We start from the raw sequence: 19,816 nt of genomic DNA on the forward strand, positions 1-19,816 counted from the left end.
ATCGGTTTTAACCGCGTGCGGCGGCGATTTTGATCAGCTTGGCGTAATAGAACCCATCGTGCCCGCCTTCCTGGGCCAACAACTGCCGGCCATGGGGCTGCTTGATGCCGGCCTGGGTGGCAATGTCCAGCTCACGGGCACCCGGCGTGCGAGCGAGGAATGCTTCGATCACTTCGGTGTTTTCCGTCGGCAAAGTCGAGCAGGTGGCGTAGAGCAGCATGCCGCCCACGTCCAGGGTCGACCACATGGCATCAAGCAGTTCGCCTTGCAACACGGCCAATGCGGCAATGTCGTCCGGCTGCCGGGTGAGCTTGATGTCCGGATGGCGACGGATCACGCCGGTGGCCGAGCAAGGTGCGTCCAACAGGATGCGCTGGAACGGCTTCCCGTCCCACCACGCAGCCGTGTCGCGACCGTCGGCGGCGAATAGTTCGGCGTCCAGGCCCAGGCGCTCAAGGTTTTCCTTCACTCGCACCAGGCGCTTGGCTTCCAGGTCCACGGCCACCACGCCGGCCAGTTTCGGCTCGGCCTCGAGGATGTGACAAGTCTTGCCACCCGGCGCGCAACAGGCGTCCAGCACCCGTTGGCCGGGCGCCAGCTCCAGCAGGTCGGCGGCCAATTGCGCGGCTTCGTCCTGGACGCTGATCCAGCCCTCGGCGAAGCCCGGCAGTGCACGCACATCGCCGGGAGTTTCCAGCACGATGCCGTCGCGACTGTACTGGCACGGGATGGCCGGGATGCCCGCCTCGCCCAGCAACGCCAGGTAGGCATCGCGGGTATGGTGGCGACGGTTGACCCGCAGGATCATCGGCGGGTGGGCATTGTTCGCCGCGCAGATGGCTTCCCATTGCTCGGGCCAGAAGGCCTTGAGGGATTTCTGCAACCAGCGCGGGTGGGCGGTGCGCACCACCGGGTCGTGTTCCAGTTTACCCAGCAGAGTTTCGCTTTCCCGTTGGGCGCGGCGCAGCACGGCATTGAGCAGGGCCTTGGCCCAGGGCTTTTTCAGCTTGTCGGCGCAGCCCACGGTTTCGCCGATGGCGGCGTGGGCGGGGACGCGGGTGTAGAGCAGTTGATAGAGCCCCACCAGCAGCAGCGCTTCGACGTCGGCATCGGCGGCCTTGAACGGTTTCTGCAACAGCTTCGCCGCGAGGGCCGAGAGGCGCGGTTGCCAACGGGCGGTGCCGAACGCCAGGTCCTGGGTCAAGCCGCGATCGCGATCTTCGACCTTGTCCAGTTGGGTCGGCAGGGAACTGTTCAGCGAGGCTTTCCCGCTGAGTACCGCGGCAAGTGCCTTGGCGGCAGCCAGACGCGGGTTCATGAAGCGTCCGCCGCTTGGCCGAGGACGGTGCCGACGGCAAATTTCTCACGACGGCTGTTGAACAAGTCGCTGAAGCCCAGCGCCTTGCCGCCGGGCAATTGCAGACGTGTCAGACACAATGCTTGATCGCCACACGCGACAACGAGGCCGTCCTTGCTGGCACTGAGGATTTCTCCCGGTGCGCCCTTCCCTTCGGCGCAACTGGCCGCCAGCACTTTCAGGGCTTCGCCGTTCAAGGTGCTGTGGCAGATCGGCCAAGGGTTGAAGGCGCGCACCAGCCGTTCCAGCTCAACGGCCGGGCGGCTCCAGTCGATGCGGGCTTCGTCCTTGTTCAGTTTGTGCGCGTAGGTGGCGAGGCTGTCATCCTGCACTTCGCCTTCCAGCGTGCCGGCGGCCAGGCCGGCAATGGCCTGGACCACCGCTGGCGGGCCGATCAGCGCGAGGCGGTCGTGCAGGCTGCCACCGGTGTCTTCGGCGCCAATGGGGGTGCTGACCTTGAGCAGCATCGGCCCGGTGTCCAGGCCTGCTTCCATGCGCATGACGGTCACGCCGCTCTCGGCATCGCCCGCCTGCACGGCGCGCTGGATCGGCGCGGCACCGCGCCAGCGCGGCAGCAGCGAGGCGTGGCTGTTTATGCAGCCCAGGCGCGGGATATCCAGCACCACTTGCGGCAGGATCAGGCCGTAGGCAACCACCACCATCAAATCCGGCTCCAGCGCCGCCAGTTCTGCTTGGGCCTGGGCATCGCGCAGGGTCGGCGGCTGCAGGACTTGCAAGCCGTGCTCCAAGGCAAGCTGCTTGACCGGGCTGGGCATCAATTTTTGCCCGCGACCGGCAGGACGATCCGGCTGGGTATAGACCGCGACGATTTCATGGGGGCTGGCCAGCAGGGCCTTGAGGTGTTCGGCGGCAAATTCGGGAGTGCCGGCAAAGACGATGCGCAGTGGCTCAGTCATGGGAAGCTCTCAGTTACAAAGCAGTCGCAAAAAGAAAAAGGCTTGCCGCGGCAAGCCTTTGAAGAGGGGCATCAAGCGTTCTGGCGATGGATCTTCTCCAGTTTTTTCTTGATCCGGTCACGCTTGAGATTAGACAGGTAATCGACGAACAGCTTGCCGTTGAGGTGGTCGCATTCATGCTGGATGCACACCGCCAGCAGGCCTTCGGCGATCAGCTCGTAAGGCTGGCCGTCGCGGTCCAGGGCTTTGATCTTGACCTTCTGCGGACGGTCGACGTTTTCGTAGAAGCCCGGCACCGAAAGGCAGCCTTCCTGATACTGCTCCATCTCGTCGGTGAGCGTTTCGAACTCGGGGTTGATGAACACCCGGGGCTCGCTGCGGTCTTCGGAGAGGTCCATGACGACGATACGCTTGTGCACGTTGACCTGGGTCGCGGCGAGGCCGATGCCTGGCGCCTCATACATTGTTTCAAACATGTCATCGACCAGCTGACGCACTTCGTCGTCCACTACGGCCACCGGTTTGGCGATAGTGCGCAGGCGCGGGTCCGGAAATTCGAGAATGTTCAAAATGGCCATAAGCTTGATAAATGCACGTGTGAAGTAAAGTCGGGTGGCTTGCCTGGCGTGTATTGGGATGCAGGCTACCGTTGTAAAACGTTGCTCTTGAAACAGAGCGAGCCACGGGGGCTCTGGCGTTTTACGCGAACGCACATAATAAAGGGATTCACCGCATGAGGAAATCACTACTCGCCCTGCTGCTCCTGGCTTCGGCCGGTATCGCGCACGGGCAAGTGCAACTTCGGGAAGGTTTTCCCCAACAATACACAGTGGTGACGGGGGACACGCTGTGGGACATTTCCGGCAAATACCTGCGCGAACCATGGAAATGGCCCGAGCTTTGGCAGGCCAACCCACAGATCGAAAACCCCAACCTGATCTACCCCGGCGACACCCTGTCGCTGGTCTACATCAACGGCCAGCCGCGCCTGACCCTCAATCGCGGCACCTCACGCGGCACCATCAAGCTGTCGCCTCGCATTCGCAGTTCACCGGTGGCTGACGCGATCCCGAGCATTCCGCTGCAGGCCATTAACAGTTTTTTGCTGAGCAACCGCATCGTTGACACGGCGGAAGATTTCAACAAGGCACCCTACGTCGTTGCAGGCGACGCCGAACGAGTGCTCAGCGGCACCGGCGACCGGATCTTCGCCCGCGGCAACTTCGACACAAGCCAGCCGGCCTACGGCATCTTCCGCCAGGGTAAGGTCTACACCGATCCCGAGACCAAGGAGTTTCTGGGCATCAATGCCGATGACATCGGCAGCGGTGAAATCGTTGCCACCGAAGGCGATGTCACGACACTGGCCCTGCGACGGACCACGCAAGAGGTACGCCTGGGCGATCGCCTGTTCAGCGGCGAAGAGCGCTCGATCAATTCGACTTTCATGCCCAGCGCGCCGAAATCGGACATCCAGGGGCTCATCCTCGACGTACCCCGTGGCGTAACGCAGATCGGCGCGATGGACGTGGTGACGCTGAACAAGGGGCGGCGCGACGGGCTGGTTGAGGGCAACGTTCTGGCCGTGATGAAGACCGGCGAAACCGTGCGTGACCGTATCACCGGTGCACCGGTGAAAATCCCGGACGAACGCGCCGGCCTGCTGATGGTATTCCGCACCTACGACAAACTCAGTTATGGCCTGGTGCTGTACGCCTCGCGATCGCTGGCGATACTCGACAAAGTGCGCAATCCGTAACGTGTCTCACAAGTTACCAACAGAGTTATCCACAGCTTGTTCCCGCTTGAACGGGGCTATAACGATCAAGGATTGATCACATGCCATTGCCTGAATCTGCTTCGGTTCCGCCTGCGGAACTAGAGGCCCGTCTGCGCTTGCATCGCTTGCCGGAACTGGGGCCTAAACGTTTCATGACCCTGATGGAGGCTTTTGGCTCAGCGTCCAAAGCCATCAGCGCACCGGCCAGCGCATGGCGGGCGCTGGGGTTGCCGGCCACGTGCGCCGAGGCCCGACGCGCCCCGCAAATACGCGACGGTGCCGCCCACGCACTGGCCTGGCTAGACGGTCCGGCCCAGCATTTATTGATGTGGGACCAGCCTGACTACCCCGCTTTGCTCGCTCAGATCAGCGACGCGCCCCCGCTGCTGATGGTCGCGGGCGACGCCTCGATCCTGGAAAAACCGCAGCTGGCCATGGTCGGCAGTCGCCGAGCATCCCGCCCGGGCATGGATACGGCGGCGGCGTTTTCTCGAAGCCTGGCCGGCGCCGGTTTTGTCATTACCAGCGGCCTGGCCTTGGGCATCGACGCCGCTGCCCATCAGGCGGCACTGGAGGTCGGCGGGCAAACCATCGGCGTGCTGGGCACCGGCCTCGAAAATTTTTATCCACAGCGCAATCGACGGCTGGCGGAGGCAATGATTGCCCAGGGAAGCGCGGTGATATCGGAGTTTCCGCTGGACGCAGCGCCCAACGCCGGCAACTTCCCGCGTCGAAACAGGATCATCAGCGGCTTATCCCTCGGCGTGCTCGTGGTCGAAGCCAGTGTCGCGAGCGGTTCACTGATCACCGCCCGTCTTGCGGCGGAACACGGTCGCGAGGTGTATGCCATTCCAGGGTCGATTCATCATCCTGGGGCCAGAGGTTGTCACCAACTGATCCGCGACGGGGCGGCGCTGGTGGAAACTGTCGAGCACATTCTCGAAGCGTTGCGCGGTTGGCAGCGGCTGCCGCTGGCCGCCGAGCCTGTGCCCGTGACCCATCCGCTGCTGCGCCTGCTGCATGCCGCACCGCTAAGCAGCGAGGCGTTGGCCGACGCCAGCGGCTGGGTTCTGCCCAAGGTGCTGGCGGCGTTGACCGAGCTGGAACTGGAGGGACGCGCCATTTGTGACAACGGTCGTTGGTTCGCACGCTAGGTTTTATGGGGAAGATCGGTAAACTGCCCACAGCCTTATTTGCGTTGCGGAGAATGTTTCATGGTCAACAGTTGGCGTGTGCAACAAGCCGCGCGAGAAATTCGCGCCGGGGCGGTGATTGCCTATCCAACCGAAGCGGTCTGGGGCCTGGGTTGCGATCCGTGGAACGAGGATGCGGTGGAGCGTCTGTTGGCAATCAAGTCCCGAAGGCCCGACAAGGGCTTGATACTCGTGGCTGACAACATTCGCCAGTTCGACTTTCTGTTCGAAGACTTCCCCGAAACCTGGATGGACCGCATGGCCAGCACCTGGCCGGGGCCCAATACCTGGCTGGTGCCGCACCAGGATCTGTTGCCGGAGTGGATCACCGGCGTGCATGACACCGTTGCGCTGCGGGTCAGCGATCATCCTATCGTCCGTGACTTGTGCTCGTTGATCGGCCCGCTGGTCTCCACGTCGGCCAACCCGCAAGGCCGGCCGGCGGCGCGCACGCGCATACGCGTCGAACAGTATTTCCGCGGCCAGCTCGACCTGGTGCTGGGCGGTAACCTGGGCGGGCGCAAGAACCCGAGCGTGATTCGTGATTTGGCGACGGGCAAGGTGGTGCGCCCGGACTGACTTCTTGTCAGCACACAATCAACTGTGGGAGCGAGCCTGCTCGCGAAGGCGTCAGGTCAGCCAGCATCAATGTTGGCTGATACACCGCTTTCGCGAGCAGGCTCGCTCCCACAGGGTTTTGTGTTCACGCAGTATTTATGAACACCACAAAGCAACTGTGGGAGCGAGCTTGCTCGCGATAGCGTCAGGTCAGTCAGCATAGATGTTGACTGATACACCGCTATCGCGAGCAAGCTCGCTCCCACCGGTCTTTTAGCGACCACTGGATCAGGGCAGGAGGATCGTCGACCCCGTCGTCCGCCGCGCCGACAATTCGGTATGCGCCTTGGCCGCTTCAGCCAGCGGGAATCGCTGATTGATATCCACGCTGAGCTTGCCACTGGCGATCATCCCGAACAGCTCATCGGCCATGCGCTGCAGGTTTTCGGCATTGTTGGCGTAGGTCGCCAGGGTCGGGCGGGTGACGTACAGCGAGCCCTTGGCCGAGAGAATCCCCAGGTTCACGCCGTCCACCGCACCAGAAGCATTGCCGAAGCTCACCACCAGGCCACGCGGCGCCGTGCAATCCAACGACGTCAGCCAAGTGTCTTTGCCAACCCCGTCGTACACCACTGGGACTTTCTTGCCGTCAGTCAATTCCAGCACGCGCTGTACGACGTTTTCCTTGCTGTAGTCGATGACTTCCCAGGCGCCATGGGATCTGGCGATGGCGGCTTTTTCCGCCGAGCTGACGGTGCCGATCAGCTTCACGCCCAAGGCCTTGGCCCACTGGCAGGCCAGGGAACCAACACCACCAGCGGCGGCGTGGAACAGAACAGTCTCGCCGCCCTTGAGCTCGTAAGTCTGACGCAGCAGGTATTGCACGGTCAGGCCCTTGAGCATTACCCCGGCAGCCTGTTCGAAGCTGATGGCCTCGGGCAAGTGGACCAGATTGGCCTCGGGCAATACGTGGACATCGCTGTACGCCCCCAGCGGGCCACTGCCGTAGGCGACGCGGTCACCGACCTTGAAACGCGTGACGTCCGAACCAACGGCCTCGACCACACCCGCGCCCTCCGCACCGAGCCCCGACGGCAAGGCCGGTGGCGGATAAAGGCCACTGCGGTAATAGGTGTCGATGAAGTTCAGGCCGATGGCCTTGTTGCTCACGCGGACCTGTTGCGGACCGGGCTCGGCGGGCTGGTAATCCACGAACTCAAGTACGTCTGGGCCGCCGTGGGAACTGAACTGGATGCGTTTGGCCATCTTCACTTTCTCCTTATCGTGGGACTTTTACCAAGCCTGCTATCGGACTCCTAAGCTTGATCCACGTCAACTGTGGTGTGGGCGGATGCGGTGTTATCCTGTGCGCCCATTTTGCCGGCGGCCTTGTACGCCGAGCAGCGTAGCCCTGATCAAGGTGATGTCATGACTACTCGCACCGAGGCCGTGAAAGCCTATCTGCTGGACCTGCAAGACCGCATCTGCGCGGCACTGGAAACCGAGGACGGTGGCACTCGCTTCGTCGAGGACGCCTGGACCCGGCCAGCCGGAGGTGGCGGTCGTACGCGAGTGATCGAAAACGGCACGGTGATCGAAAAGGGCGGCGTCAACTTTTCCCACGTCTTCGGCAGCGGTCTCCCACCGTCAGCCAGTGCCCACCGGCCTGAGCTGGCCGGGCGCGGCTTCGAAGCCCTGGGCGTGTCACTGGTTATCCACCCCCACAACCCCCATGTGCCGACGTCCCACGCCAACGTGCGCTTTTTCATCGCCGAAAAGGAAGGCGAGGAGCCGGTCTGGTGGTTTGGCGGTGGCTTCGACCTGACGCCTTATTACGGCGTGGAAGAAGATTGCGTGCATTGGCACCGCATCGCCCAGCAAGCCTGCGAACCGTTCGGCCCGGATATCTATTCGCGCTGCAAGGCTTGGTGCGACAGCTATTTCCACATCAAGCATCGCAACGAGCCCCGAGGTATCGGCGGCCTGTTTTTCGATGACCTGAACGAGTGGGACTTCGACACCAGCTTCGCCTTCATGCGCGCCATTGGCGATGCCTACATCGATGCCTACCTGCCTATCGTGCGTCGTCGCAAGCACGACCCGTTCACCGCCAAGCAACGGGAATTCCAGGAGTTCCGCCGTGGACGCTACGTGGAATTCAACCTGGTCTATGACCGCGGCACGCTGTTCGGCCTGCAATCGGGCGGGCGTACCGAGTCGATCCTGATGTCCCTGCCGCCGCAGGTCCGCTGGAGTTATGACTGGAAAGCCGAACCGGGCAGCGAAGAGGCTCGCCTGACCGAGTACTTCCTGCAGGATCGCGATTGGCTGGCCACGGTCTGAACGGGGATTATCAATGGACCGCTACGTTGTAATGGGTAACCCGATCGGCCACAGCAAGTCGCCAATGATCCATCGCCTGTTTGCCGAGCAGACCGGGCAGGTGCTGGACTACAGCACGTTGCTGGCACCCTTGGAGGATTTTGCCGGTTGCGCCCGGGAATTTTTCCGCGAGGGCCGTGGGGCGAACGTCACCGTGCCGTTCAAGGAAGACGCCTTCCGCCTGGCTGACAGCTTGACCGACCGGGCGCAGCGCGCCGGGGCGGTCAACACCTTGAGCAAACTGACCGATGGCCGCCTCTTGGGCGACAACACCGACGGTGCGGGGCTGGTGCGGGACCTGACCGTCAACGCCGGTTTCAGCCTCAAGGGCAAGCGCATCCTCTTGCTCGGCGCCGGCGGTGCGGTGCGCGGCGCCTTGGAACCGCTGCTGGCCGAAGCACCGGCGTCGGTGATCATCGCCAATCGGACGGTGGAAAAAGCCGAGTTGCTGGCTGAGCTGTTCGCCGACCTGGGCCCGGTCTCGGCCAGTGGTTTTGATTGGTTGAAGGAGCCGGTAGACCTGGTCATCAACGCCACGTCCGCCAGCCTGTCAGGCGATGTACCGCCGATTGCCGCAAGCCTGATCGAGCCGGGCCAGACGTTCTGCTACGACATGATGTACAGCAAGGAGCCGACATCCTTCTGCCGCTGGGCCCGGGAACATGGCGCGGCGATGGCGATGGACGGCCTGGGCATGCTGGCCGAGCAGGCGGGCGAAGCGTTCTACCTGTGGCGCGGGGTACGCCCGGATACGGCGCCGGTGCTGGCCGAGCTACGCCGCCAGCTCGCACAGTAGGCTTCAGGCTGTTGTGGCGAGGGGATTTATCCCCGCTGGACTGCGAAGCAGTCCCCAGAAAGCGGGGCCGCTTCGCGCCCCAGCGGGGATAAATCCCCTCGCCACAGGTGTGTAAACCTACAGACCTATGCGCCATAAGCTCCTCCACTCTTCAACCCTCGAAGTGGATCGGGCATTTGTCCGATCCTTCCAACTTCAACAACTCCTCCACCACCTGCGGCCTTGCCCCACGCAAGGTCAGGCTACGCCCCTGGCCACGCAACCGCCGGGCTTCCTGATGGAGCATTTCCACGCCCGAATAATCGATGAAGTTGATCTGCTGGGCGTCGATCACCACCCGTTGCGCCTGCATACGCTGCAAACGCACCTGCAAATAATGACTGGCGCCGAAAAAGATCGAGCCGCCCACCCGCAAGATGTCCGCCTCGCCTTCGCGGCTATGGTGTACACGTGGCTGGGAGGTGCGCTTGAGGTAGAAAAACAGCGAGGCGAGCACGCCGGCGTAGATAGCGGTTTGCAATTCCAGCAACAGCGTGGCCAGGCAGGTCAGGCCCATGACCAGGAATTCGGAGCGACTCACCCGGTACAAAGCCCGGATGCCGCGATGGTCCACCAGGCCCCAGGCGATCAGCAGGATGCTGCCGGCCATGGCGGGAATCGGAATGTGCGCGATCAATTTCGCGCCGGCAACGGCAAACAGCGCTACCCACAATGCCGAAAACATCCCGGCCAGGGGCGAGCAGGCGCCAGCCTCGTAGCTGAGGCCCGAGCGAGTGAAGGAACCGGCTGACAACGATCCTGCGAAAAAACCTCCAACAATATTGGAAAGACCCTGCGCCCTCACCTCCTGATTCGCATCGAGCAACTGCCCGGAGCGGACCGACAGCGACCGGGCAATGGACAGACTGGTCACCAGCCCGAGCATGCCCACCGCCACGGCACCGGGCAGCAGGCGCAAGATCAATTCCAGGTCCAGCGGCAGCGGTTTGAACGGCGGCAGGCGCCCGACAAAGGCGCTAACCAACGCCACATGCCCGAACATCGCCGGCCACACCCAGACCACCAGGCTGCTGATGACCAAAGTTATCAACAGGCTTGGCCAGCGTGGCAGCAAGCGCTTGAGCACAATGCCCAGCGCCAGGGTGCCCAGTCCCAACAACAGCGAAGGCTTATCCACAGCTGCGATGTGATTGAACAACATAAGCAAGCTTTTCAACGCCGTGGCTTCGTTCGGCAGGTCCAGGCCCAGCAGGTTCGGCAGCTGCCCCAAGGCAATGACCACCGCTGCGCCCAAGGTGAAACCCAGCACCACCGAATGCGAGACAAAATTGACCAGCGCCCCGAACCGCAACAACCCGAGCAGCCATTGGAAAATACCCGCCAAGACCGTCAGCAAGAGGATCAGCGTGATGTAGTCCTGGGTTGCCGGAACGGCCAGGGGACTGACCGTGGCGTACAGGACAATGGAGATCGCCGCCGTAGGACCGCAGATCAAATGCCACGACGAACCCCACAGGCAGGCGATCAGCACCGGCACGATCGCCGCGTACAGTCCGTACTCGGGCGGCAATCCGGCAATCAGGGCGTAGGCAATGGACTGCGGCAGCGCGAGAATCGCACCGCTGAGGCCGACAACCAGGTCACGGCCGACACTGGCGCGCGTTTGCCGGGGTAGCCAGCTCAGGAATGGAAACAGCGAATGGCGCGTGGGGATTGCCATGGGGCCTCAAGAATGGGGTTTGGCGCAAGAGTATCAGGTGAACCAACGTGGCGAGGGAGCTTGCTCCCGCTGGACTGCGCAGCAGGCCCGATTCTGCGGCCGCTGCGCGACCGAGCGGGAGCAAGCTCCCTCGCCACAAGAGCCCGGCGCAGCTGTCAGAGCTTGGCCTTCACCGCCGCCAGCGCGTCCTTACCGTCAACGGTCTTCACGCCATCCAGCCATTTATCCAGCACCGCCGGATTAGCCTTGATCCAGGCCTTGGCCGCGTCGGCGTTGCTGACTTTCTTGGTCACCACCTCAGCCATGATGCTGTTTTCCATTTCCTGGGTGAAGCTCAGGTTGGTCAGCAGTTTGCCAACGTTCGGGCAGGCCTGTGCATAACCTTTGCGCGTCAAGGTGTACACGCTGCCGGTATCGCCGAAATATTTCTCGCCGCCCTTGAGGTAGTGCATCTTCAGTTGCACGTTCATCGGGTGCGGGGTCCAGCCGAGGAAGGTCACGAACTTCTGTTTTTTCACCGCCCGGGAGACTTCCGCCAACATGGCCTGTTCGCTGGACTCCACCAGCTTCCATTCGCCCATGCCGAAATCGTTGGTCTTGATGATTTCTTTCAGGGAAAGGTTGGCCGGGGCACCGGACCCGATGCCGTAGATCTTCTTGTCGAACTTGTCCGCGAATTTGTTCAGGTCGGCAAAGTCATGCACGCCTGCGTCCCAGACATAATCGGGCACCGCCAGGGTGAATTCGGTGCCATCAAGGTTCTTGGCCAGTTGCGTAACATCACCGTTGGCCACGAATTTGTCATAGAAGCCCTGCTGCGCCGGCATCCAGTTACCCAGGAACACATCGACCTGACCATCTTTCAGGCCGCCAAACGTAATCGGCACGGCAAGCGTATCGACCTTGGGCTTGTAACCCATGCCTTCCAGCAGGAAACCGGTGATGGCGTTGGTCGCAGCGATGTCGCTCCAGCCCGGGTCAGCCATTTTGACCGTCTCGCAGCTTTGCTCGGCCCACGCCGAAACACTGCTCAACGCCAACAGCCCGGCGGCCAGTACTGTGGATAACTTTTGCATGTGCTTCCCCTTACGTTATTGGTTTATTGGCAGGGTTGTGGATAACGGGCCTTGCGCTCCAGATCGTCCAGATCGATGTGGTTGCGCATGTACTGCTGGCTGGCGTCCACCAGCGGCTGGTGATCCCAGCTCTTGAGTTTGCCCAGGGTCAGCGCATGGGCGACGAAACGTCGACGTCGCTGGCTGGCGAGTACCTGTTGATGAATCGTCGGAATGTCCCATTTGGCCCGCGCTTCGGCGAGAAAATCAGCAAACAGTGACTGATGTTCGGGCGATTGGCTGAGGTCTTGCTGCTCCTTGGGATCGTTGCGTAGATCGAACAGCAGGCATGGATCATCCTCGCTATAGATGAATTTCCACGGGCCGCGACGGATCATCATCAACGGACTGATCGTGCCTTCAGCCATGTATTCGCCGAAGACCTCATCATGTCCGCCCTGCCCTTGCAGATGCGGCACCAGCGAACGGCCGTCCAGTGGCAGACCTGGCTCCAGCGTACCGCCGGCCAGTTCAACCAGGGTCGGCAGCAGGTCGGCGGTGGACACAGCCGCACCGACACGGCGATTGGCGAACTGCCCCGGGGCACTGATCAACAACGGTACCCGAGCGGCCATTTCGAACCAGTGCATTTTGTACCAAAGACCCTTTTCGCCGAGCATATCGCCATGATCGCCGGAGAAGACGACGATGGTGTCGTCGATCAGCCCGGTGTCCTCCAGGGTTTGCAGCAACTTGCCGACATTGCTGTCGATGTAGCTGCACGCCCCGAAATACGCTCGACGAGCATCGCGGATCTTATCCACAGGCAGCGGCTTATCCCAAAGATCATAGACCTTGAGCAGGCGCTGGGAATGCGGATCGAGTTCAGCCTGCGCCGGGGTTTGCGGCAGTGGGATCTCGTTGTCGTCATACAAATCCCAAAATGCCTTGGGAATCGTGTACGGATCGTGTGGGTGTGTCATCGATACCGTTAGGCAAAACGGCTGGTCGCCGTCCTCGCGGATGTGGTCGAACAAGTATTGCTGGGCCTTGAACACCACCTCTTCATCGAAGTCCAGCTGATTGGTCCGCACGCACGGGCCGGCCTGCAACACCGATGACATGTTGTGATACCAGCTCGGCCGCACATCCGGCTCATCCCAATTCACGGCCCAGCCGTAGTCGGCAGGATAGATGTCACTGGTCAGACGTTCTTCGTAGCCGTGCAGCTGGTCCGGTCCGCAAAAATGCATCTTGCCAGACAACGCCGTGCGGTAGCCGAGGCGGCGAAGGTAGTGGGCATACGTCGGAACGTCCCCTGGGAAATCCGCCGCGTTGTCGTAGGCGCCAATCTTGCTTGGCAACTGGCCGCTCACCAGGGTAAAGCGTGACGGCGCGCACAACGGACTGTTGCAATACGCGGCATCGAACACCACGCCCTGGTCGGCCAGGCGGGACAGGTTCGGCAACTTGATGGGCGACGGACCATAGATCGGCAACATTGGCGCGGCCATTTGATCGGCCATGATGAAAAGAATGTTCTTGCGCTTCATGTATTCGCGGCATTCCATAGTAGGCAGTTATGCGATAGTGCTGCGATTGAGCATGTAGCCCCTGAGTTTTGGGGTAAAGCCCATGCGAGACAATGACTAGGATAAGCACAGCTTATGTATGAAGCCTTGGGTGACCTCTCCCTGGACCTGTTCCGTGTCTTCGAATCAGCGGCTCGCCAGCAAAGCTTCACCGCGGCCGCGATCGAGCTGGGCACCACGCAGCCGGCCATCAGCCAGCAGATCAAACGGTTGGAAGAACAGCTGGGCACGCGGCTGTTTGACCGCATCTATCGAGGCATCGAGCTGACTGAAGCCGGCACGCTGCTGTTCGAGCAAGTCCAGGCCGGTTTGCAAAGCATCGATGCGGGTCTGAATGCGATCACCGCCCAGCACCAGCACGAAGTGCTGCAAGTGGCGACGGACTTTGCCTTTGCCGCTTATTGGCTGATGCCTCGGCTGCATCGGTTTCACGCCGCCAATCCCCAGGTGGATGTGAGCCTGGTGACCAGCGAGCGCAACCACAACATGCTCCGTACCGATATTGACGTTGCAGTGTTGTTCGGCGATGGTCGCTTCAAACAAGGCGAAAGTCGCTGGCTGTTCAGCGAAGAAGTTTTCCCTGTGTGCAGTCCGCTGCTGCTCGGAGAACGTCCCCTGCCCTTGCCCGCCCAGGCCTTGGCGGAATTCCCATTGCTGCACCTGCGCGCGGGCAACAGCAGCAACTGGTTCGACTGGAGTGGTGTGTTTCGCGAATTAGGCATCAACTCGCCGCCAGCGCCCGGGCAGTTGCGCTTCGACAATTACACGCTGCTCATCCAGGCGGCGATTGGCGGCCAGGGCGTTGCCATCGGCTGGCGACACCTTGTGGATAACTTGCTGGCCCAAGGATTGTTGTGTCGTCCGATCGCCCAAACGGTGCTGTCCCGGCTGGGTTATTACGTGGTCTTGCCCCAGCGCAAGCGCCGCGGTGTTCTAATCAAGTTGTTCGTGGATTGGTTGATGGAAGAACAGGCCAACAGCGCCGAGTCGCTCACTGGCTTGCCGCTGCCTTCCATCGCCGTTTGATAGGCCTACACGGCCGTGACAAAACTGACGTGCTCGCCCACATGCAGGTTCAAGCGCAGCTCATCGGCGATGCCGACGGCCACGCGGTTGAGCCGCTCCAGGGTTTCGGCCAGGCCCGGCTCGAGGCTGGTACTGACCTGGCTGAAGTGTTCGATGCCCAAGCCTGGCGCGGCATAGGGCGCGTTGATCAGGGTCCACTGCAGCGTGCTGTTCTTCAGAGCATCAAGCACTTCTTCGGCGGCATGGCGCTGCAAGTCGTCGTCGGCTTGTTCTTCGTCGAGCACCGCAAAGTCACCCACCAAAAACAACCGTGAAATGTTCACCGCTTGCATGCCGGCAATCAACGCGTCCACCGCCAGGACTTGCTCCACCGGGCCGGGAATCAATGTGCGCTCCACCTGCTCGCTGTTCATCGGCAATCCTGGTGCGTTCAACAGGCATACGACGGCGCTGACACCGGCGACGCTTTGCTTGACCCGCTCCGGGTCGAACAGATCGCCGGTCTTGGCCCGCAGTCCCGGGCGTGGGGCCAGGGCGGTAAGGTCATCCAGAACGGCGATTACTTCATGCTGTCGTCGCAGCAGTTCAGCCATCAACGCACTGCCGAGGCTGCTCATGGCACCATAAAGCACCACTTTGATAACCGGGGTTTCCGCGTTTTTCATGGCTGGCGTTCCTTTTTTCCCGCGTGTAAAGGCTCTGACCCGCGGAAAACCAAGAGGGTTCGCCTCTTTATCAAGGATTGACCGATGCAACGGATCAAGGGCTACCACGCCCACGTGTATTTGAATCTTTCAGCCTTCAAAGTGAAACGCTGATTGCTTTTGTGGCGAGGGGATTTATCCCCGCTGGGCGCGAAGCGGCCCTGAAACCTGTCATTGCGAAATTTCGAAAGAATGCGGTCTGCTCTTTTGGGCCTGCTTCGCAGTCCAACGGGAATAAATCCCCCGCCACAAAGTAACTTCATGCGTTGGTCATACGGTCGGCCTGCGAAAGGCTGCTGAAAGCTTGCGCGATTAGGATCGCCTCACCTACCGGCAACAGACCGGTGGCCTACAACGAGCTTGCTGATGCTCGTGCGGCCTTTTTAACAACAACAATGGTGATTCTGATGTCCGCTGCTACCCATCCCGTTGCGCCCACTCCATCCGTCCGCCCCGTGCTTTGCATCCTGCGCTGACCTGACCGGTTCGCCTTTGCCCGCCGCGCCACGCCTGGAGTATTTCCCATGCTGACTTTCCTTGGCTTTGCCATGGTCATCACGTTCATGTTCCTGATCATGACCAAGCGCCTTTCCGCGCTGATCGCCTTGATCATCATCCCGATCCTGTTCGCCCTGTTCGGCGGTTTTGCACCGAAGATCGGCCCGATGATGCTCGAAGGCATCACCAAGCTCGCCCCTACCGGGGTGATGCTGATGTTTGCGATTCTCTATTTCGCCCTGATGATCGACTCCGGCCTGTTCGACCCGGCCGTGCGCAAGATCCTCAAGCTGGTCAAGGGCGACCCGTTGAAAGTTTCGGTCGGTACCGCCGTTCTGGCGCTCGTCGTTTCCCTTGATGGTGACGGCGCGACCACTTACATGATCTGCGTGGCCGCGATGCTGCCGCTCTACAGCCGCATCGGCATGAGTCCAAGGATCATGGCTGGCCTGATCATCCTCGCCGGCGGCGTGATGAACATGACCCCCTGGGGGGGCCCGACCGCCCGGGCGGCCAGTGCGCTGCATGTGGATCCGTCCGACATCTTCGTGCCGATGATTCCCGCCATGTTGGCCGGCGTCGTGGCGATCCTGGCGATTGCCTACATGTACGGCAAACGCGAGCGTGCGCGCCTGGGTGAATTGCACCTGGCGGGCGACGAAATGGACCACAGCGAAATCAGCGTTTCCCAGTTCCCGGACGCCCGCCGTCCGAAGCTGATCTGGTTCAACGGCGCGCTGACCCTGGTCTTGATGTGCACCCTGATCGCCGGCCTGTTGCCGCTGCCCGTGCTGTTCATGGTGGCGTTCAGTATTGCGATGATCGTCAACTATCCGTGCCTGCAGCAGCAGAAGGACCGCGTCGCGGCCCACGCCGGCAGCGTCCTGGCGGTGGTCGGGCTGATTTTCGCGGCGGGGATCTTCACCGGCATCCTGTCCGGCACCGGCATGGTCGACGCCATGTCCAAGAGCCTGCTGGCGGTCATCCCGGACTTCCTCGGCCCGTACCTGGCGGTCATCACCGCGCTGGTGAGCATGCCGTTCACTTTCTTCATGTCGAACGATGCATTTTATTACGGGGTGTTACCAGTTCTGGCGGAAGCGGCCAGCCATTACGGCATCACTGGCGTCGAAATGGCCCGTGCCTCCATCGTTGGCCAGCCCGTCCACCTGCTGAGCCCGCTGGTTCCGTCGACCTACCTGCTGGTAGCCTTGGCCGGTATCGAATTCGGCGATCACCAGCGCTTCACCTTGAAGTGGGCAGTACTGGTTTGCCTGTGCATAATGTTCGCCGCCTTGCTGATGGGGATTTTTCCGCTGTTCAGCACTCTATAAAAGCAATGCCCGCTGCGTCGCCCCTATCGGTCAACCGAAGGCGCGGCGCGGCCTAACACTCGCTCAAAGGAACTCACATGGAATGGCTGACCAACCCGGAAATATGGGTTGCCTTCTTTACCCTGACCGCCCTGGAAATTGTCCTGGGCATCGATAACATCATCATGATCTCGATCCTGGTCAGCCGCATGCCCAAGCACATGCAGGCGCGCACCCGGATTTTCGGCCTGGCGCTGGCGATGATCACGCGGATCCTGTTGCTGCTGTCGATCACCTGGGTCATGCGCCTGACCGCCGATCTGTTCGAAGTGTTCGGCCAGGGCATCTCCGGTCGTGACCTGATCCTGTTCTTCGGTGGCTTGTTCCTGCTGTGGAAAAGCTCCCAGGAGATGTACCACGCGCTGGAAGGCGAGGAAGAAAGCAGCGATGAGCCGTCGGTCAAGGGTGGCAACTTCATCTACACCATCATCCAGATCGCAATCATCGACATCGTGTTCTCCCTGGACTCGGTCATCACCGCGGTGGGCATGGTTTCCCATGTACCGGTCATGGTGGCGGCAATCATCGTTGCCGTCCTGGTGATGATGCTGGCTTCGGGCACCATCAGCACGTTCATCGACAAGCACCCGTCGCTGAAGATGCTGGCGCTGTCGTTCCTGCTGGTGGTCGGTACCGTGCTGATCGCCGAATCGTTCGACGTGCACGTGCCCAAGGGCTACGTCTACTTCGCCATGGCGTTCTCGCTGGCAGTGGAAGCGATCAACATCAAGATGCGCACAGCGATTGCTCGCAAGCGCAAGCAACAGGATCCGGTGAAACTGCGCAAGGATGTCCCGGGTCAGTAAAGATGTAGGGCAGTGAAACGAAGGGGCTCTTGTGAGCCCCTTTTTCATGCCTGCAAAAAACGCTCGAATGCAAAACCTGTGGGAGCGAGCTTGCTCGCGAAAGCGATCGCCTGGAACAAAGATTTTGGATGTGCTGCCGCCATCGCGAGCAGGCTCGCTCCTACAGGGGGCGGGGTGTTTTCGAGGAAACTGTTTTATGACAGTTTTGTTTCAAACCCATCTTCAGCTGTGCAATGCTGGCGCCCGGACCATTCGGCAACTACAGCTTAAGTACAAGAAGTAAAACGATGTGGCACCGTCAATTTGTCCATCTGGGACGCTAACAGGGGGCTCCTCATGCTGACCCTGCTGAATCTACTTTCCGCCGTGGCCTTGCTGATCTGGGGCACGCATATCGTCCGGACCGGCATCTTGCGGGTCTACGGCTCGAACCTGCGCCATGTCATTGGCCAGAACATGTCCAGGCGCTGGCTGGCGTTCATCGCCGGCATCATGGTCACGGCCATGGTCCAGAGCAGCAATGCCACGGCGATGCTCGTCACTTCCTTCGTCGGCCAGGGCCTGATGGCATTGACCCCTGCCCTGGCGACCATGCTCGGTGCGGACGTCGGCACCGCATTGATGGCCCGGGTGCTGACCCTGGACCTGTCGTGGCTGTCGCCGCTGCTGATCTTCCTCGGAGTGATTTTTTTCCTCTCGCGCAAACAGACCCGCGTCGGCCAGATGGGCCGGGTCTCCATCGGCCTGGGCCTGATCATCCTGGCCCTGCAATTGATTGTCGAAGCCGCCGCGCCGATCACCCAGGCCCAGGGCGTGAAGGTGATTTTCGCCTCGTTGACCGGCGACATCCTGCTCGATGCCTTGGTGGGTGCGCTGTTCGCAATGATTTCCTATTCCAGCCTGGCGGCGGTTTTGCTGACCGCGACCCTCGCCGGCGCTGCGGTGATCAGCTTGCCAGTCGCCATCGGCCTGGTGATCGGTGCCAATATCGGCAGCGGCGTGCTGGCGTTCCTCAGCACCAGCATGCAGAACGCCGCCGGACGCCAGGTGGCGCTGGGCAGCCTGTTGTACAAGCTGATCGGCCTGCTGCTGATCATTCCGGTACTCGACCCACTGGTGGGCTGGCTGGACGGCCTGGATTTCAGCCCGCAGGAAACCGTCATTGGCTTTCATTTGCTCTATAACACCGTGCGTTGCCTGGTGCTGTTGCCCAGCGTCGGACCGATGGCCAGGCTCTGTGCCTGGCTGCTGCCGGAACGACCGCAAGCCAATGGCAAAGCCACGTCACGGCACCTGGACCCCGCCGCCCTCGCCACACCAAGCCTGGCGCTGGCGAACGCCGCGCGGGAAACCCTGCGCATTGGTGATCTGATCGAAAGCATGCTCGAGGCCATGCTCGGCGTCCTGCGAGGCGAGCAAACGGCGATCACTCAACAACTGCGCAGCATGAGCGATGACGTCGAAGCGCTGTGCAGCGCCATCAAGCTCTACATGGCGCAAATGCCTCGTGAAGATCTCAGTGAACAGGACAGTCGCCGCTGGGCGGAAATCATCGAGCTGGCGATCAACCTCAAACTGGCCAGTGACCTCATCGAACGCATGTTGCGCAAGGTCCAGCAGCAGAAGACCTCCCAACGCCGCTCGTTCTCTGACGTGGGCCTGGAAGAGTTGGCGGGGCTGCACAGCCATCTGATCGCTAACCTGCGCCTGGGATTGTCGGTCTTCCTCAGTGCCGATCGGGAAAGTGCTCGCCAATTGCTGCGCGAGAAACGGCGCTTTCGCGCGCAGGAACGACGGATGGCCCACGCCCATGTCAGCCGCTTGCAGCGCAAAGTCGTGCAAAGCCTTGAGACGAGTTCCCTTCACTTGGAACTGATCGCCGACATGCGGCGCTTGAATTCGTTGTTCTGCGGCAGCGCCTATGTGGTGCTGGAAACATCCGAGATCGGCGCCCTGTCCGCCGATGAAATGTCCGACATCACCCATTCGCCTTGAACGACTGGCGTCTCGGCCAGTCAACAAGTGTGTCCCCGGACCATGGATTTACAAGCCGCCAGGA

General features: G+C 61.3%; 17 protein-coding genes. 9 read left to right on the forward strand and 8 right to left on the reverse strand.

Annotated elements, in window-relative coordinates:
• Nucleotides 1-7: 7 nt before the first annotated feature.
• The 3 genes from rsmB to def form a co-directional block, all read right to left on the reverse strand.
• A complete protein-coding gene (rsmB, locus tag DOCECA_RS21970; protein WP_445571078.1) occupies nt 8-1,318 on the reverse strand; it encodes a 16S rRNA (cytosine(967)-C(5))-methyltransferase RsmB in 1,311 nt (436 codons plus the stop codon).
• Entirely contained in the window at nt 1,315-2,274 is a 960-nt protein-coding gene (gene fmt / locus DOCECA_RS21975) for a methionyl-tRNA formyltransferase (protein ID WP_445571079.1), read from the reverse strand. The genes rsmB and fmt overlap by 4 nt, the downstream gene beginning before the upstream one ends.
• Before the next feature lie 71 nt (nt 2,275-2,345).
• On the reverse strand, nt 2,346-2,852 hold the full coding sequence (def, locus tag DOCECA_RS21980; protein WP_053126951.1) for a peptide deformylase: 507 nt from the start codon (nt 2,850-2,852) through the stop codon (nt 2,346-2,348).
• 155 nt (nt 2,853-3,007) lie between these two features.
• Between def and DOCECA_RS21985 the strand changes: the two genes are divergently transcribed.
• The 3 genes from DOCECA_RS21985 (at nt 3,008) to DOCECA_RS21995 (ending at nt 5,826) form a co-directional block, all read left to right on the forward strand.
• Complete coding sequence (locus DOCECA_RS21985) at nt 3,008-4,033, forward strand: LysM peptidoglycan-binding domain-containing protein (protein WP_434649457.1); 1,026 nt, start codon at nt 3,008-3,010, stop codon at nt 4,031-4,033.
• A gap of 80 nt (nt 4,034-4,113) precedes the next feature.
• On the forward strand, nt 4,114-5,208 hold the full coding sequence (gene dprA / locus DOCECA_RS21990; RefSeq protein ID WP_445571080.1) for a DNA-processing protein DprA: 1,095 nt from the start codon (nt 4,114-4,116) through the stop codon (nt 5,206-5,208).
• Nucleotides 5,209-5,268: 60 nt separating this feature from the next.
• Nucleotides 5,269-5,826 (forward strand): L-threonylcarbamoyladenylate synthase, encoded by a 558-nt coding sequence (locus DOCECA_RS21995; RefSeq protein ID WP_434561424.1) that lies wholly within the window; start codon nt 5,269-5,271, stop codon nt 5,824-5,826.
• 267 nt (nt 5,827-6,093) lie between these two features.
• Here the strand turns inward: DOCECA_RS21995 and DOCECA_RS22000 are convergent, their stop codons facing one another.
• Nucleotides 6,094-7,071, reverse strand: coding sequence for an NADPH:quinone reductase (locus DOCECA_RS22000; RefSeq protein ID WP_434608628.1), 978 nt, complete (start codon nt 7,069-7,071; stop codon nt 6,094-6,096).
• Between the two features lie 162 nt (nt 7,072-7,233).
• On the opposite strand from DOCECA_RS22000, the gene hemF reads away from it, so the two are divergent.
• Both hemF and aroE read left to right on the forward strand, forming a co-directional pair.
• Complete coding sequence (hemF, locus tag DOCECA_RS22005) at nt 7,234-8,148, forward strand: oxygen-dependent coproporphyrinogen oxidase (RefSeq protein ID WP_445571081.1); 915 nt, start codon at nt 7,234-7,236, stop codon at nt 8,146-8,148.
• 13 nt (nt 8,149-8,161) lie between these two features.
• Entirely contained in the window at nt 8,162-8,983 is an 822-nt protein-coding gene (aroE, locus tag DOCECA_RS22010; RefSeq protein WP_445571082.1) for a shikimate dehydrogenase, read from the forward strand.
• Nucleotides 8,984-9,134: 151 nt separating this feature from the next.
• Here the strand turns inward: aroE and DOCECA_RS22015 are convergent, their stop codons facing one another.
• The 3 genes from DOCECA_RS22015 to betC all read right to left on the reverse strand — a co-directional run bounded on the left by DOCECA_RS22015 (nt 9,135) and on the right by betC (nt 13,311).
• On the reverse strand, nt 9,135-10,703 hold the full coding sequence (locus tag DOCECA_RS22015) for a SulP family inorganic anion transporter (protein ID WP_445571083.1): 1,569 nt from the start codon (nt 10,701-10,703) through the stop codon (nt 9,135-9,137).
• 155 nt (nt 10,704-10,858) lie between these two features.
• Entirely contained in the window at nt 10,859-11,779 is a 921-nt protein-coding gene (gene choX / locus DOCECA_RS22020; RefSeq protein WP_445571084.1) for a choline ABC transporter substrate-binding protein, read from the reverse strand.
• A gap of 23 nt (nt 11,780-11,802) precedes the next feature.
• Nucleotides 11,803-13,311 carry a choline-sulfatase gene (gene betC / locus DOCECA_RS22025; RefSeq protein WP_434675630.1) on the reverse strand — a complete coding sequence of 503 codons (1,509 nt, stop codon included), beginning with the start codon at nt 13,309-13,311 and terminating at the stop codon, nt 11,803-11,805.
• A 114-nt stretch (nt 13,312-13,425) separates the two neighbouring features.
• On the opposite strand from betC, the gene DOCECA_RS22030 reads away from it, so the two are divergent.
• On the forward strand, nt 13,426-14,376 hold the full coding sequence (locus DOCECA_RS22030) for a choline sulfate utilization transcriptional regulator (RefSeq protein WP_420766005.1): 951 nt from the start codon (nt 13,426-13,428) through the stop codon (nt 14,374-14,376).
• A 5-nt stretch (nt 14,377-14,381) separates the two neighbouring features.
• Here the strand turns inward: DOCECA_RS22030 and DOCECA_RS22035 are convergent, their stop codons facing one another.
• The gene (locus DOCECA_RS22035; RefSeq protein WP_420766006.1) at nt 14,382-15,041 is read right to left on the reverse strand and encodes an NAD(P)-dependent oxidoreductase; all 660 of its coding nucleotides are present in this window, start codon (nt 15,039-15,041) and stop codon (nt 14,382-14,384) included.
• Nucleotides 15,042-15,604: 563 nt separating this feature from the next.
• On the opposite strand from DOCECA_RS22035, the gene DOCECA_RS22040 reads away from it, so the two are divergent.
• The 3 genes from DOCECA_RS22040 to DOCECA_RS22050 all read left to right on the forward strand — a co-directional run bounded on the left by DOCECA_RS22040 (nt 15,605) and on the right by DOCECA_RS22050 (nt 19,752).
• Nucleotides 15,605-16,912, forward strand: a complete 1,308-nt coding sequence (locus DOCECA_RS22040) for a CitMHS family transporter (RefSeq protein ID WP_039593443.1) — start codon at nt 15,605-15,607, stop codon at nt 16,910-16,912.
• Between the two features lie 77 nt (nt 16,913-16,989).
• The gene (locus DOCECA_RS22045) at nt 16,990-17,757 is read left to right on the forward strand and encodes a TerC family protein (protein WP_420766007.1); all 768 of its coding nucleotides are present in this window, start codon (nt 16,990-16,992) and stop codon (nt 17,755-17,757) included.
• Between the two features lie 336 nt (nt 17,758-18,093).
• Entirely contained in the window at nt 18,094-19,752 is a 1,659-nt protein-coding gene (locus tag DOCECA_RS22050; protein ID WP_445571085.1) for a Na/Pi cotransporter family protein, read from the forward strand.
• The last annotated feature ends 64 nt before the right edge of the window (nt 19,753-19,816 follow it).

It is taken from the genome of Pseudomonas sp. E102 (genome assembly GCF_052660185.1).